Here is a 15,560-nt window from a genome sequence, read left to right as displayed (position 1 = left end):
GAAGTGGGGAAAGCTGAAAACCGAATAGAGTAAGCACTAAAGAAAACGAAGTAACCATGCCCAAGTATGTAATTGAAAGGGAAATACCCGGTGCAGGTAAACTAACGGGGGAGGAATTAAAAGGTATTTCGCAAACCTCTTGTGGTGTATTAACTAATATGGGACCGCAAATTCAGTGGTTACAGAGCTATGTAGCAGGCGACAAAATCTATTGTGTTTACATTGCGCCAAATGAAGAAATGGTTCGTGAACATGCAAAGCAGGGCGGATTTCCAGCTAACGTTGTCAGCGAAGTTTCTGTAATTATAGATCCGACGACGGCAGAATAGTTTTGCAATAAAGGAAAAGCTAATAAAGTAGACTTAGTGCTCCTTTAGTCAGGAATACCCCGTTTTCTTGAATAATATAGAGAAAAACCATTCGCAAAATCACCGGATTTTGATTTAGTTGACGAAAAAGGTGAAAACTGAATTTTATAAATGGAGTAAGCCGTACGAAGAAAGATAGCCAGCAATGGCACATTTCTTCGTACGGCTTACCCGTTTTGTTTTGGAAACCTAACTTCCTAGTGCATTGTAAATTAACAACTGGTTAGTTGTAACGACGCGATCTCCGGGAGCAATTCCACCCGATAAATACGTCTTCTGACCAATCGTTTTATATATATCTACTTCACGTACAATAGGTTGGTTCTCTTTATTAACCATCACCACAAAATTGCGGTTTTTGTCGAACACGACCGCACCTGCCGGAATGGCTACGCGCTTATCGCGGCCAGCATAGGTAACGCTTACATTAGCAAACATTTCGGGTTTAAGCCGATAATCAGCGTTGTTAAGTGTAACGCGTACTTTCAGCGTTTTACTGTCGGCATCAAGTACATTGAAAATTTTGTCAATCTTACCACGAAAGATTTTATCGGGGTAGGAGATCGTTGTAATTGTTGTCGAATTGCCTTCATGTACGTTGGCTAAATCAGATTCATACACATTGGCCAGCACCCAAACGTGGTCTAGGTTGGAGATGGTAAACAGGTTTTCAGGATCATCGGAGCGAAGTTCCATACCTTGTGAGGCTGTTTTTTCAACGATAAATCCGCTCATAGGGGCTTTAACGAGATAAACTGATCCGGTGCCTCCCACAATCCGGCGTCGCTCACCTACCCGATTTACTTCTCCTTTGGCCGCCAATAACTGCTCCTGACTAGCCACTAACTCGCGTTGCGAACTTAGCCCGGCTTTTGTCATGTCTTCAGTTACCTGTTGGTTTTTCTGAGCTACGGCTAACTGGCCCCGTGCCGCAACTGCCTCTTGCTCAAGGTCGGCTAGATCACCAGACCGGATTACGGCTAGTATCTGTCCTTTTTTTACGTAATCTCCCAAATCAGCTTTCAGCGTTTCAATGTGACCACCCACTAGCGGAAACACTTTCACAACTTGGTCTTGGTTAAACGTGATCTTACCCGTCAGGTTAAGTTCGTTCTGCGCATTTTCTAACTTTGCCGTGTCGAATGTAGCGGTGGCCAGCAGGTTATTTCCACGATGTACTTTAACAGTTGAAACCTCCTCTGTTTTGGCTGAACTACCACAATTGCTTAAACCAGACAGCAATAAAAGTCCCATTACTACCCGTACTAATAAATTGCGCGTTGAATTAGCAGATGCAGGCAGCACCAGTCCTAATGAATGATTTTGGTGATGAATCATTCGCTCGGTTGACTTGAGCCTCAAGCCATACTGGGATTGAGGACAGAGGGAAAAAAGAGAGTATTTTTTCATGAGTGTATTTTCCGACACAAAGGTCCACATTGTTAATTAAAGGCTTCTTAAACCTAAATTAAAAGATAATTAAACCCATAAACAGATATAGCCCCCACCGGAAACCGGTAGGGGCTACTTTTCAATAACGTTGAGCAAATTGGGTATTTTTACTTAGTTGGCCTTAATTGATGATTGTGCGTTTGTGATGCCATCTTTTGCATCGTCAGCTAACTCATCAACTTTATCATTATACTGGTCTTTAACTTTGTCTTTGTCAAAAGCTGACTGAGCCTGATCTTTATACTGATTGTATTGCTCTTTAGCTTTGTCAGTATACTGGTTCACCTGGGTTTTCGCTTGTTCGAGGCCATCTTTCACCTGCGATACACCTTTTTCCCATTGATCTTTCAAATCACCAGTTCGTTTGTTCGCTTCTTCTGTAAGTTTATCGCGTGTTTCCTTACCGCTACGAGGAGCCGTTAGAATTCCAATAACAACGCCTGTGATAATACCGGTTAGAAAATCTCGTGTGCTTCTCATTATTTTTGTTCGTTTTAGGTGAGTTTATGCTGAAACTTAATCAGCCTACTGTTTTGCCTTCTTTTTTGCCTGACTAACCAGATCCTGAGTTTTCTCGGTGGCTGAGTCAACATAGTCATTATACTGACTTTTTATGCTCTCCAGACCTGACTGAAGTTGATCCTGAAGGTCTTTAAAAAACGAGTCAGACTCCGACGAAATACGCTTACGAGTCTTCTGGCCGCTCTCAGGAGCAAGTAAAATACCAACAACAGCGCCAACGGCTAGTCCTACTAATATTCCTGGCAATGATTTCATAGTTTCTAAAGCTTTTGTGAATGATCTACCTTACTATTGATGTCAACCGCATAGAAAATTTTGTACCAGTAATGATAACTATATGATAACCCATTGTTAGAGAGTTTCTTATGTTACTGTGATACAAACAGAGTGTAATAAGCCATTGAGGATTTTTCTCTACAAGGACGTCCACGTTTTACGCATATATACCCCGCACTAAAGATTTTAACGTTTTATAAGTCCATTAATTGGTTAATGATGCAAGTATAGATGTTTCTTAATAAACCTGTCCCTTTTGTTTGACATAGCAAAAATAAAATCCCCGCGCTCAACTTGGCGCAGGGATTCCGTACCCACCGTAACTTGTACTTAACCTAAAATAAATTACCTAAACTATGTAGGAATATTTTTGTTGGAAATTGAACGCCACTTTACAACTAACACTTAATCTGGCACTTATCACAAAAATCACACTCCCCGACCCTGTATCAGGCGTAGAATAACGGCAATCACTGCAATTACTAGAAGAATATGGATTAGGCCACTGCTTGCAATTCCTGCTCCCAGAATGCCCAGAAATCCGAGCAACCAAATGATGATAAGCACTACAGCTATTGTGTAAAGAAGGTTTCCCATGGTATTTCGTGAGTAAATCAGAATAAATTATCTCGCAATCGGGAAGTAGTAGAGAAAATTTTGTGCCAACTATCGCGAAAATGCACACTCATGATAACCTTTATGGATTTGATAGCTCTATACGCTTGTAAATGAGCTTGTAGCGAATAAATGAAGTTCCAATGGGCTGTGTAAACCGCATTATTAATACACGAAAGAGATGTAGACTTTTCTCTACATTTGTAGAATAACCGTAGAGAAACAGCGCACTAGGATTGTCTATCGTTTGTGATGTGTGTGAATCGATTACAATAAAATTAAAACTGATAAAATCGCAAAGAGTTAAGCTATTGGGGTTTAGTTAGCTTTAGAAATCATTTTTAGCGTAATAAAAGAAATTCGGCATCATATTTTATATGAGTAATGTACAGGCTGAAAATGATAGAAAACAAAATTGACCGTGGTAAGAACAATAGTAGGAGTTGATACGGCCCCACATTTTAGATCGACCGTGATAAACACAATATCTCTTGCCAAACGAGTATTGATCGTGGATGATGAAGCGGATATATGTTTGCTACTCTCGGGTCTGCTACGACGTTTAGGCTATCAGCCTACTTGCGCTCATTTTCTTGAAGAAGGTCGTCAGTGTCTGGATTCACAGCAGTTTGATGCCATTTTTCTGGATCTAAACCTGCCTGACGGACTAGGATTTGACTTGCTTCCCTTCATTAAAGAAGGACAAAAAGAAGCTAAAATAATCATGATCAGCGCGTTCGATGGCCAAGCTGAACGTCGGCGAGCTACTGAGCAGGGAGCAGATTATTTCATTGGGAAACCATTCACTAGACGTTCTGTGGAGATGGCTTTGCAAACTATTCAGGTTTGAGTAACTTTGTTCATGTAGCCAATAAATGCTATTCATATTTGTGTCTGGCCTGACGTGGTCTATCTGAATAAGCTACTTCCACTTCATGGAAAAAATTCTGATTATTGACGATAACAACGATATATGCTTGCTCTTGGAAAGGTATCTGACCAAACAGGGATATAAGACGGCATCTGTACAGCGTGGTGATGATGGCATCGTTCTGCTACGGAAAGAGTCGTTTGAGTTGGTTATCTGCGACTTTAAACTCCCCGACATTGATGGGCTGGAGATGCTTCGCCGAATTAAGGTTATGCATCCGACAACTGCCGTCATTATCATCACAGGTTACTCTGATGTTCGTATAGCTGTGCAAACCGTTAAACACGGCGCATATGATTATGTAACTAAGCCACTTTATCCCGACGAAATTCTGTATACTATTAAAGGTGCTCTCGAACGACGCAGCCAATCGCTGAGTCAACCAAAAAGCTCGACCTCATCAGGTTCGGCAACTACTACTAAAAGCACTACCAAAACATCTTCTGCTAAAATTTCTTTAGCGCCTGATGGCAAGCGGTTTATATTTGGAAGAAGCCGCGCAGCCGAACAACTTCAAAAACATATTGATCTGATTGCACCCACGGACATGTCGGTTATTATTACTGGCGAAACGGGGACGGGTAAAGAGTTTGTAGCCAACGCTATTCATCTGAAAAGTAAGCGTGCCGATAAACCTTTTGTGGCAATCGACTGCGGAGCTTTAGGTAAAGAACTGGCAGGCAGCGAATTATTTGGTCATATAAAAGGATCATTTACGGGCGCTATGTCCGACAAGACGGGTAGTTTTGAGTTCGCTAATGGCGGTACGATTTTTCTGGACGAGATCGGCAATTTATCTTATGATAACCAGATTAAATTGCTGCGGGTATTACAGGAGCGTAAAATCCGGCGTATTGGTAGCAATCAGGATATTCCGGTTGATGTACGGATTATTGTTGCTACCAATGAAGACCTGCGTGAATCGGTTCGGCAAGGCAAGTTCCGGGAAGATATTTATCACCGAATTGCTGAATTTGAGATTCATTTGTCGCCCCTTCGTGAGCGCAAGGCCGATATCATGATCTTTGCCGACCATTTTTTGGAGTCTGCCAATCTGCAACTGGAGAAAGAGATTTTGGGTTTTGAGGAAGACGCAAAGGAAAAACTAAAGGATTATTACTGGCACGGTAATCTGCGTGAACTGCAAAACGTAGTGAAGCGAGCTGTGTTGCTTACTCAAGGCGATTATATTGAAGCGGACGTATTACCACAGGAAATTATTTCTCCCCAATATTTAACTCCCGAAGATACGGGGGCGGCTAGCGTTCAGATTAGTTATGATCCTGCCCGACCAGGTGTACCCGTGTTTAGTCAGTCGGCAGCCAATTTGAAGTCAGTTTCTGAAAATGCTGAACGTGCGGCCATTTTAAAAGTACTGGAGAAAACGGGGTATAATAAAACAAAAGCAGCCGAAGTCCTTAACATTGACCGCAAAACGCTTTATAACAAGCTGAAGGCATACGATATTCATTTGTAGTAACAAGCAAGGCTTAAAAGGAAAAGAGAAGACCATGTTGGTCTTCTCTTTTCCTTTTAAGCCTTGCTTTAGCTTTTACAGTTAGTTCAGACTAAAGCCGATTGAGAGTAAACCAACTCCATTCTTAGCGTTACCTAATACCGTTTTGGCCGCGCCACTGTTGGCAATTTGTTGAAGTCCCTGCTCATACCGTGCACCAATGAAAGCCTTACCGAAGTAAATATTCAGGCCACCCGCAATGCCGTAATCGACTTTATTGAAATTGTCCCGACTTATTGCACTTGTGCCGGTGCCAAAATCGCCGTTAGAATTAACATTTGAATTAAGTAAGTACGAAACGTACGGACCAGCTTGTAATTCAACAGCTTGACCCAATTTAAATGTGGCTAGCACAGGTAATTCGGCGTAGTTGAGTTTAAATGTATTTTTGCCATTGAACCCGAGTACGTTGTAATCGGCTGATGCACCTTTGGTCATATAGAGTAGCTCTGGCTGAATGGCAAAAAACTCGCCAACAGGTGCTTGGGCAAACACCCCAACATGAAAGCCGATCCGCTCATTTTTGTTGGTAGCACCCTGGCTGTCATAAAATAGGGAACTGGCATTTAAACCCCCTTTCAGTCCAATCCGCGTACGTCCCTGGGCAAGAGCATCAGATGAGTTGAGAAAGAGCGCTCCAGTCAAAAGAGCGGCTGTTGCAAATAAAGTATTTACTGATTTTTTCATAACTATTAGTGAATTAGCGACAGGATAAAATTTCGTCTGTTATGCTACACTGATAGGTTAAAATCGTGCCAGACCTGCTCAGCCATCGCCCAATGGGCATACAATGTTGTATTATACCCAGTTATAGATTTTTGAAATAAATATTGGTCTATGACAATCATTGGCAAACTGCGGAATTAATTCCCCAATTTGTAGAATAGACCAGTCAATTTTTTGAGAGTTAAGTGTGTATGAAAGCAGGGATGTATTTGTATCCCGGTCCATATCTCATTAGTAGGGAACTATATTCGAAAACTAACTCGTAGGTGTCGTTTCTTTCACTTTTCACGATTTGGGAAGCCAACTCTGTGAATTGGATTAAATACGAAAAAGAGGGGAAAGGATATTAGGGTTTGATAGACTAAATGCACCTGTAAACTAATGTTTTTAAGTATCTTTGAAAAGGAAGAATTGCTTTCAAGGTAATTGAATAGTACTTTCAGTGTTGGCATTTGGTAACAAGTAGGACTTATTGTTAATACGTAATAAGACGCGAGAAATAGATTGCAATACCGTAACTGTAACTTCTTTATCCAATATCAACAGTATGCACCGTAAACCAACCCTAATGACCATTTTAGTTGCTGATGACGATTCTGATGACCGATTGTTTATGGAACGTGCTCTTCGAGAGAGTGGATACACCCAGACGATACAATTTGTTGAAGATGGCGAAGAACTAATGGAGTATCTACATCGTAAAGGTCGTTACACAGAGGAAAATGCCCCTTGGCCTGATCTACTAATTCTAGACCTGAATATGCCCCGTAAAAATGGTTTTCAGGCGCTTAGTGAAATTAAAGACGATTCTAAACTTCGTCGGTTACCAGTAGTTGTTATGACTACGTCTTCAGCCGATGAAGATATACTTAAGACGTATACGCTTGGTGTTAATTCATTTGTGACGAAGCCATTTAATTTCAATCGGTTGGTTGAAATGGTTGGTGCGTTAAAAACCTATTGGATGGACACTGTTAAATTACCTTAGATAGTACATTTGTTGGCCATAAGATGGCTAGTAACATAGCTATTTATATGCTGCTTACCGCTGGCTGAGACTTATTAACTGCGCTCTATTTATGACTCCTATTGCGGCTATATCTGATGTTGCTGACGAAAAGGAAACTATTCGTGTTCTACTTATTGAAGACGACGAAGATGATTACTTGCTAACGAAAGCGTTGGTGTCGGCGAAAGAAAACGCCACTATCAAGCTTGATTGGGTAGACAGTTATGACCTTGCGTTAGCGGCTATTGACACCCATGAACACGATGTTTATCTGGTGGATTACCGATTGGGGCACCATACTGGCATCGATCTTATCCAGGAAGCATTTCGGCGGGGTTGTCGGGCACCTATGATTTTGCTTACGGGTCAGGATGACCTGACAGTAGACCAGTCGGCACTGGAACTTGGTGCCGCCGATTATTTGGTTAAAGGGCGGATTGATGCTCAACTTCTTGGCCGTAGTATTCGATATGCCCTCCGGCAAGCTAGTGTTTTAGCCGAAGTTGCTCAGAAAGAAAACAAGTACAGGTCCCTGTTTGAACGCTCGATTGATGCCATTTTTGTGGCAAGCAACCAACTGCGTTTTCAGGATGCCAACTCATCTGTCGAACAACTGTTGGGCTACAGTCGCGATGAACTATTAAGCCTGAATCCGGCTCGTCTGTTTGCCAACCTGAACCATTTACGCAACCTGCGCTTCAACGTTCGTGAACATGGGCAGATTAAAGATTTTGAAACCACGCTGATTCACCGAAATGGGCGTAAGCGAATTTGTTTAATTTCAGTTTGGGCAGTCGAAGACTTTGTTGGCCAGCCCGAATGGTATCAGGGTATTGTACGTGACATTACCGAGCAGAAAAAGGCACAACAAGATCTGATTCTGGCCGAAAAACTAACGATGACTGGTAAAATTGCCCGTAGTATTGCACATGAAGTTCGTAATCCTCTCACTAATCTCAGCTTGGCTTTAGAGCAGTTGAAAGATGAACTGGATACTGACAACGAGTACATTACGATGTTTACGGATATTATTGGTCGTAATGTGGACCGTATTGGGCAGCTTATTACGGAGATGCTTAACTCGTCTAAACCACGTGACCTCGACCGCAAAAAGCAGGATTTTAACTTGGTTGTCAAAGAGACGTTGCGACTCGTTAGTGATCGTATTAAATTGAAACGGATGCGGCTCGAAACGGATTTCTTTACCGACGATTGTTATGCAATGATTGACCGGGATCAGGTCAAGACAGCTCTGCTCAATATTCTGGTCAATGCTGTTGAAGCTATGCAGGAAGGGAAAGGCATATTATATGTAAGAACAAATTGTACAGATGACAAGCTTGTATATGTAGAAGTTGCCGATAATGGTGGTGGAATCAGCGAAAATGACAGACAACGGCTGTTCGATCCATTTTTCACGGGTAAATCCGGTGGTATGGGATTGGGTCTCACAGCTACACAAAATATTATTAATAGCCATAAGGGGTCTATCGAAGTAGAAAGTAAAGTAGATCAGGGAACAACATTTCGATTGTACTTTCCAAAGTAGAAGATCACAGGGTTCTTTACCCTATCAACTTAGTTACTTATTACCCTGAAAATTAGAAGCCAGCTTTTAGGTAAGAGCTGGCTTTTTTTGTGGAGTAGATTGGGTAAAAATATACCCACTATCATACCTATTTTCTACATACTGATACTATCGAATGGAACATACGCTAAGAAAAGGAGAAATGCAGATGTAATAATAGCTTGACAGCAAGGTGATTAAAGGGCTATATATGTAAGGCATGTGAATAAGTTAGGAAGTGGCACAATATAAGCTAGTATACTAGTACATACACTAAGAACAATATAGCCCTATGTGGACTATTACTCACTTTCCAGCGGCTATGCGGTCGCTGAATCCGACTACAAGAGCAAAAGCAATTGAGATCGCAAATCATATGCTGAAACAAGGGCAGCTTGATAACGGTAGGATAGTTGCCATCAGCGTTGACGAAGCTCGTCGATGGGCACGATTGGGGAGCTCTGAACGGGAGTGGGCTATTTTGGGTGCACGAACCTTTGCCTGATCACTTATTTTTAAGGGGTGTTCGTCATCATTTGGAAGAAGATCATCTACGATTCGTTAATAGGCTGCGCTACATTCTGTAGCAAATTCACTACAGAAGGTTCCAACTTAGATAATATTGAGGATTGTCATCGCAGTATTTTTTTGAGCCTCGATTGTGCTGATTGTGTTGCAATCTAGCTGATCTATACGCATGCGACTCTGAAAATGCGCGTTCGTTGGCAAAAGCGTGTATTGAGGTATGCGAAAAATGTGCCCATGAAGTGAGTCAATTCAATTCTGACCGTAGTCGTAAGGCATATGCCGTGTGCCAGAAGACAATTTGTAGCTGCGTAGATATTATTAAAATGAAATACAAAACTGATGCTGAAGCAAACAATTCATTTACTACTTCAATGTCACTAGTTTATAGCACTGACTTGCGCGAAACACTATATAATTAAATGACTAGTTGATGATTAGCTGGTAGTAACTAGTGCAAAAACTAAGTGCTAGTGATTAACCATCAATTAGTTTCTCAACCACTATAACGTTATGGAAACGAAACCGCAGAATAATAAACAGTTGGAAAAAATTCGCGATATGATTGAAGACATTCGTATCGCCATGTTAACGACTGTTGATGAACAGGGTAATTTGGTAAGTAGGCCGATGGCCGCTCTTCAGGTTGACGAAGAAGGCACGATATGGTTTTTTACCAAACGCACTTCGCCTAAAGTTGACCAGGTTGAAAGTAATACAAGCCGGGTCAATTTGGCTTTTGCCGATGTAGGTGACGCCAATTATGTGTCGGTGTCTGGTACTGCACAGGAGTTAGATGACCGGGCAAAAGTAGAAGAACTTTGGAACCCACAGGCAAAAGTCTGGTTCCCAAAAGGAAAAGATGATCCCGAATTGATATTATTGAAAGTGCATATCAATATGGCCGAATATTGGGATTCGAATGACAGCATGATGGTTCGATTAGTTCAACAAGCTGCCGCAGCCATTACTGGCAAACCGCCGAAAATGGGTGAGAACGAGAAGGTTTATAATTAAGCCATTTGATAGATAAGCAAAACAGTGACTAATCAGGCTATTGGCTTGGTAAGTCACTGTTTTGCTTATTAACGTTATGATCATTACACAAACAGATGCCGGTTGGCAACTTATTAATCAACAGGCACATGGCTTGTTAGCTGTACAGATTGCCCTAAACTGGCAGGTTGACAAACGACCAACGCATTGGGTCGAAACCCTTATTGCTTTGACTGAACACGACGACGGACAAGATCCGTGGGAAGGCCGTAATCATCTTACAACTGCTGGTGCTCCGCTTCATTTTCAGCTTCTAAATTACTCAATGGAGCAGTGTCGGAACATGATTCAGATTGGATTACAAAAAAGTCGTTGGAATGCCCTGCTCATGTCCAGGCATACGTCGTTTCTGTACGAGCCAAAGCGAGGCACTGATAAAGCACTTGATGAATTTTTAGATCAGCAGGTTACCAATCAAACTAAATGGCGAAAGGAATATAAATCGACAAAAGCCGCTATTGATTATGCGTATGCCTTTCTTCAATGGTGTGATGCACTATCACTCGTGTTATGTATGGATCAAGTTCCCCCTGAAGGACGGCGTCTGGAGGTAAGCCTAGGGCCGGATAAAGTTTCTTATTACACTCGTCAACGAACTGATGGATCATTAGTTATGGAGCCGTGGCCATTTGCTGTACCGACAATTGAAGTACATGTTGAGACGTTTCAGTTATCGCAATTAGTCTTCAAAAATGATAAAGAACTCTACAATGTATTGCAGAGTGCACCCATAGTCATAAAAGAGTGGATATTTAGGGAGCAGGACTAATGTTTATACTTGTTTAAACGCACATGCCACAGTTGAAAACTGTGGCATGTGCGTTTATCTTTAGTCGATTTTAACTTATTTAAGCCGTAGCAAAATTGACGAACGAGAGGACACATGAATAGGATGGCCACCTTTAACAGCTGCAACGTCTGAATTAATCTGTCCATCCGTTGTGTCTACAATAACTTCCCACAACGAACTCTTACGACCAATTTTAGGAAGCATAAACTGTATGTCTTCCCAATAGGCATTCAAGATCCAAATCAACTGCTCGTCACCAATATCCTGGCCATCTTCAGTTTGTTCTGTAACGCGGAGCCCATCAATAAAAATAGCCAAACAGTGCGTATTTGAGTTGTTGAGATCGTCGCTAGTCATCTCACCTCCGTCAGGGCTGAGATAGGCCACTTGTTCATTACCGAAAAACCGGCGTCGGCTCAACAGTGGAAGTTCATGGCGCAGTGCTGTAAGCTTGCTTGTAAACTCAAACAGAGCCTGCTGTTTTTCAGTCCAATGCCAATCCATCCAGCTAATTTCACTGTCCTGATTGTAGCCATTATTGTTGCCATGTTGCGTACGGCCACACTCGTCGCCCATCACAAGCATAGGTGTACCCTGGCTAAGCAGCATCGTTGTTAGAAAATTTCGTTTTTGCCGCTCACGCAAATCATTAATGGCCTGATCATCAGTGGGGCCTTCGGCTCCACAATTCCAGCTTAAATTATCGTTAGAGCCATCGTTATTGTTTTCTCCGTTAGCCTCGTTATGCTTATCATTATAACTGACTAGATCGTTGAGTGTGAAACCGTCGTGGGCGGTAATCAGGTTGACGCTGTTGGCGGGTGAACGTCCGTCATTAGCGTATAAATCAGGACTACCCAATAGGCGAGTAGCTGTTTCAGCCGCTTTACCATCGTCACCTTTCCAGAATCCCCGGAGTGTATCCCGGAACTTGCCGTTCCACTCTGACCAACTTACCGGGAAACCGCCAACGTGATACGATTGAATATCCCACGGCTCGGCAATCAGTTTCACTTTAGTCAGAATTGGATCTTGTGCAACAGTGTCTAAAAATGAAGAAACGCTTCCAAATTCCTCGTCGGTTCGAATCAGAGCAGAGGCCAAATCGAAACGAAAACCATCGACGTGCATATCTGTCACCCAGTACCGAAGACTGTCCATAACCAACTGCAAAACACGCGGATGGCTTAGATTAAATGTGTTACCTGTGCCCGTATAATCCATGTAATATTCTGGATTATCGCCGACCTGATGATAATAAACCCGGTTGTCGATTCCTTTAAACGAAAGCATGGGCCCAAGCTGATTCCCTTCAGCGGTATGGTTGTATACCACATCGAGAATTACTTCAATACCTGCCTTGTGCAGGTTTTTGACCATTTGTTTGAACTCATTTACCTGCTGCCCCGCCATCCCGGATGATGAATAGGTGTTCTGGGGAGCAAAGAAACCTATGCTGTTATAACCCCAATAGCTCTCATCCGTAAACTGATGTGTAGGAAGTAATTCAACGGCGGTGATACCTAATTTTTTCAGGTAATCGGTACTTTCTGCCGCACCAAGCCCGGCGTATGTGCCTCGAATAGCTTCATCAATTGTTGGGTGTAAATGGGAAAACCCTTTTACATGCAATTCATAAATTATCGAACGGTGTAAAGGCGTTTCGGGGGCAGTGTCGTCTTCCCAATCAAACGTAGTATCTACAACAACACTTTTCGGCATTGTAGGACCGCTATCTTCCCGACTCATTGCCAAGGCTTCATCAGATTCTTCGTTGGAAGCCTTTTTTTTGTAATCGTATCCCAGCCAAGAGTCGTTATGATTGACCGGCGCATTAATAGCGCGGGCGTATGGGTCAAGCAAGAGCTTGTTAGGATTGAAAAAATGACCAGCCTGCGGCTCATATGGCCCATCAACGCGAAATCCATAGAGTTGTCCGGATTGCAAGCCGTCAATGTATATATGCCATATAAATTCTGTACGCTCCGTTAATGGAATACGCGCTGTTTCATTGCTGGCATCGGCTGAATCGTATAGACATAAATGAACGGCAGTAGCATTTTCGCTGAACAGCGTGAAATTAACGCCATCGCCATCATAAGTAGCACCCAATGGGTAAGGTTTACCTGGTTTTGACTGGATAGGTTCAGAAAATAGATTTGATTTTGATTGTCTACTCATAACGTAATAATGTATGAATGATTTGTGTGTTCTTCGTGCCTGGTACTGATACAACATACTGTTAACAGCGATTGTTCTACCTCACTAAACACGAAAAAGCCTACCCCCAACGGAGGTAGGCTTTCCAATCCCACCATTCACTACACTACTAAAGCTAAACGAGCCATCGTCGAATTGGCCGAATCGATGCTCTGTTTCTGTTGAAGCAATAACTCACGTGTGCTGGCAACTAAATCAGTTTCCTGCAGCACTTCATTGTATGTGTTAAGGGCTTCCTGATCACCCCGATGGCACTCCTGGACGGTTGCTTTATCGTCGTCAGAGGCAAATGTCGATTTTATATTGATCCATGCGCGATGCAAATCAGCGGCAAGGCTAGTGCCGTTATCTGGTTCGCCCCCCAAAGTTCTGATTTCACGATCTAAAGAAGTAGCAAATTCCGCCCGTTGTCGGGATTGCGTCAGGAATAAGCTCTTCAGTTCATTGTCTTTTACGTTTTCGGAAGCTTCCTGATAACCCTTTTCCGCATCGTGACTAAGAGTTAGGAGCTTACTTAGTTGATCGAGGATTTCTCCTCTTGTTTCTTTCACATCCATGACGTTGATCAGTTTAATTAGTTGTTAATTTTAAGGGAAAAATCTTATAGTTGAGTAAATCAGAAAGCGTAATCAAAACGGTCACCGTGATTGAATAAACAAGTGCTTTTTCACTAAATCACCTCATGTTTATTTGATATCGTGACCCAACCTTTTACTAAACTGTCTCTTCGGCAACTAAGGATCACATAGGTTTAAGCCTATGATTAACTCTTTTGTTTTGTAATTTCGCTTGCCGACTTAACAATTTTTTTGTCACCCTGTTTGATAACGACAGCAGGCTCTTCAGCTGAACCTTTTCGCTTCACTTTAGTACCCTGTACGGTCTTTTCGATGTCATTTTCGTGGACCTCGTCAACAACGCCTTCAGCTTTGCCTTTTCCGTAATTCCACGTTACGTCGTCACCTTTTTTAACTGCTGCCATTGTCGAAGTGGATTTTTAATTTATTGCTTAAAGTGTAATGTTAGAAGTAACTATAACTAATTTGTTTTAGCTAATTCCGCACCTGTTACTCACTTAATTTTCCACTTTTAGCATCGCGTTGTAATTGCTTGTTGGCAAATACGGCAATATCAACTCGGCGATTTTTTCGGCGCCCAGCCTCTGTCGAGTTATCAGCAATCGGTTGGGCTTCTCCATAACCTTTTTCCTCAACTCTAGACGTTTTTACGCCTTGAGTTTCCAGAAAACTGCTAACGGCATCTGCCCGCTGTTTAGATAGTTTCAGGTTATGATCATCTGATCCAGTAGCATCAGCGTGGCCCTCAACTCTAATTTCAGTGTCGTCGTATTTATTGAGTGATTTCGAGAAGTCAATCAATTGCTGTTTCGTCCCTGATTTCAGCGCGTATGAATCCACATCAAATAAAATGTCTGAACCAAGGGTAACTTTTATCCCTTCGCCAACCCGCTCAACTTGAGCATTCGGCATTCGACGTTTTATTTCTTCTGCCTGTTTGTCCATCCGACGACCAATCACGGCTCCAGCAGCACCACCTACGGTGGCTCCAAGAATCGCTCCTAAAACCGTATTACCTTTTGTCTTGCCAATCATGCCGCCAATTACAGCACCACCACTAGCGCCAACGATACCACCTTTTTGTGTTTTATTTAACGTCTGTGCAGACGACTTGTAACTTGTTAAAATGTTGCCTGATAAGATGCCCGCTGCCATAAGCATCGCCATAGATCTTGTTCCGGCTGATTTCAACTGATTATTCATAGTGTTGTGAAAATTTGGTATTACTTCAGGATGACCAAACGCTGTACCAGTTTAACTCAGGGCTTATTAACTAAAAGAATATATCTATATAATTGTTTGATATACAGGTTATTATTGAGTAAGAAGAAAGATTTTTGAAGGCTAGTTATAACATAGCGAGGAAGTTATTTTATAGAGTAAGCGGGAAGTAAGATGCCTATTGTTGT

17 protein-coding genes are annotated in these 15,560 nt (G+C 42.2%); 8 read left to right on the top strand and 9 right to left on the bottom strand.

What is annotated here, in order from left to right; genetic code table 11:
• Positions 1-56 precede the first annotated feature (56 nt).
• A complete protein-coding gene (locus ACFS25_RS24565) occupies positions 57-329 on the top strand; it encodes a DUF4242 domain-containing protein (protein ID WP_381506324.1) in 273 nt (90 codons plus the stop codon).
• Between the two features lie 228 nt (positions 330-557).
• Here the strand turns inward: ACFS25_RS24565 and ACFS25_RS24560 are convergent, their stop codons facing one another.
• From ACFS25_RS24560 to ACFS25_RS24545, 4 genes are all read right to left on the bottom strand, one after another.
• A complete protein-coding gene (locus ACFS25_RS24560) occupies positions 558-1,778 on the bottom strand; it encodes an efflux RND transporter periplasmic adaptor subunit (protein WP_381506322.1) in 1,221 nt (406 codons plus the stop codon).
• A gap of 153 nt (positions 1,779-1,931) precedes the next feature.
• Positions 1,932-2,300, bottom strand: coding sequence for a YtxH domain-containing protein (locus tag ACFS25_RS24555; protein WP_381506319.1), 369 nt, complete (start codon positions 2,298-2,300; stop codon positions 1,932-1,934).
• A gap of 45 nt (positions 2,301-2,345) precedes the next feature.
• Positions 2,346-2,597 carry a YtxH domain-containing protein gene (locus tag ACFS25_RS24550; protein ID WP_381506317.1) on the bottom strand — a complete coding sequence of 84 codons (252 nt, stop codon included), beginning with the start codon at positions 2,595-2,597 and terminating at the stop codon, positions 2,346-2,348.
• A gap of 450 nt (positions 2,598-3,047) precedes the next feature.
• Positions 3,048-3,215 (bottom strand): lmo0937 family membrane protein, encoded by a 168-nt coding sequence (locus ACFS25_RS24545; RefSeq protein ID WP_381506315.1) that lies wholly within the window; start codon positions 3,213-3,215, stop codon positions 3,048-3,050.
• Between the two features lie 493 nt (positions 3,216-3,708).
• Between ACFS25_RS24545 and ACFS25_RS24540 the strand changes: the two genes are divergently transcribed.
• Positions 3,709-4,083: a response regulator gene (locus ACFS25_RS24540; RefSeq protein ID WP_408020221.1), complete on the top strand. Its 375-nt coding sequence runs from the start codon at positions 3,709-3,711 to the stop codon at positions 4,081-4,083.
• 85 nt (positions 4,084-4,168) lie between these two features.
• Positions 4,169-5,641: a sigma-54-dependent transcriptional regulator gene (locus ACFS25_RS24535; RefSeq protein ID WP_381506311.1), complete on the top strand. Its 1,473-nt coding sequence runs from the start codon at positions 4,169-4,171 to the stop codon at positions 5,639-5,641.
• An 81-nt stretch (positions 5,642-5,722) separates the two neighbouring features.
• Here ACFS25_RS24535 and ACFS25_RS24530 read toward each other — a convergent pair whose 3' ends face one another.
• Entirely contained in the window at positions 5,723-6,367 is a 645-nt protein-coding gene (locus ACFS25_RS24530; protein WP_381506308.1) for a porin family protein, read from the bottom strand.
• A gap of 586 nt (positions 6,368-6,953) precedes the next feature.
• Between ACFS25_RS24530 and ACFS25_RS24525 the strand changes: the two genes are divergently transcribed.
• The 5 genes from ACFS25_RS24525 (at position 6,954) to ACFS25_RS24505 (ending at position 11,332) form a co-directional block, all read left to right on the top strand.
• Entirely contained in the window at positions 6,954-7,394 is a 441-nt protein-coding gene (locus ACFS25_RS24525) for a response regulator (protein WP_381506306.1), read from the top strand.
• 91 nt (positions 7,395-7,485) lie between these two features.
• Entirely contained in the window at positions 7,486-8,964 is a 1,479-nt protein-coding gene (locus tag ACFS25_RS24520) for a hybrid sensor histidine kinase/response regulator (protein ID WP_381506305.1), read from the top strand.
• Between the two features lie 310 nt (positions 8,965-9,274).
• A complete protein-coding gene (locus tag ACFS25_RS24515) occupies positions 9,275-9,487 on the top strand; it encodes a DUF2188 domain-containing protein (protein WP_381506303.1) in 213 nt (70 codons plus the stop codon).
• Positions 9,488-10,020: 533 nt separating this feature from the next.
• Complete coding sequence (locus ACFS25_RS24510; protein WP_381506302.1) at positions 10,021-10,524, top strand: pyridoxamine 5'-phosphate oxidase family protein; 504 nt, start codon at positions 10,021-10,023, stop codon at positions 10,522-10,524.
• Positions 10,525-10,600: 76 nt separating this feature from the next.
• A complete protein-coding gene (locus ACFS25_RS24505; protein WP_381506300.1) occupies positions 10,601-11,332 on the top strand; it encodes a DUF3891 family protein in 732 nt (243 codons plus the stop codon).
• A 75-nt stretch (positions 11,333-11,407) separates the two neighbouring features.
• Here the strand turns inward: ACFS25_RS24505 and glgX are convergent, their stop codons facing one another.
• The 4 genes from glgX to ACFS25_RS24485 form a co-directional block, all read right to left on the bottom strand.
• Positions 11,408-13,534, bottom strand: a complete 2,127-nt coding sequence (gene glgX / locus ACFS25_RS24500; protein ID WP_381506298.1) for a glycogen debranching protein GlgX — start codon at positions 13,532-13,534, stop codon at positions 11,408-11,410.
• Between the two features lie 140 nt (positions 13,535-13,674).
• A complete protein-coding gene (locus ACFS25_RS24495) occupies positions 13,675-14,130 on the bottom strand; it encodes a ferritin-like domain-containing protein (RefSeq protein WP_381506296.1) in 456 nt (151 codons plus the stop codon).
• A gap of 206 nt (positions 14,131-14,336) precedes the next feature.
• The gene (locus ACFS25_RS24490) at positions 14,337-14,555 is read right to left on the bottom strand and encodes a hypervirulence associated TUDOR domain-containing protein (RefSeq protein WP_381506294.1); all 219 of its coding nucleotides are present in this window, start codon (positions 14,553-14,555) and stop codon (positions 14,337-14,339) included.
• A gap of 85 nt (positions 14,556-14,640) precedes the next feature.
• A complete protein-coding gene (locus ACFS25_RS24485) occupies positions 14,641-15,354 on the bottom strand; it encodes an OmpA family protein (protein ID WP_381506291.1) in 714 nt (237 codons plus the stop codon).
• Positions 15,355-15,560: the final 206 nt, after the last annotated feature.

The organism is Spirosoma flavum, from assembly GCF_042686045.1.
Taxonomy (GTDB): domain Bacteria; phylum Bacteroidota; class Bacteroidia; order Cytophagales; family Spirosomataceae; genus Spirosoma; species Spirosoma flavum.
The sequence above is the reverse complement of the archived record's forward strand: the minus strand, read 5'-3'. Positions and strand labels throughout refer to the sequence as shown.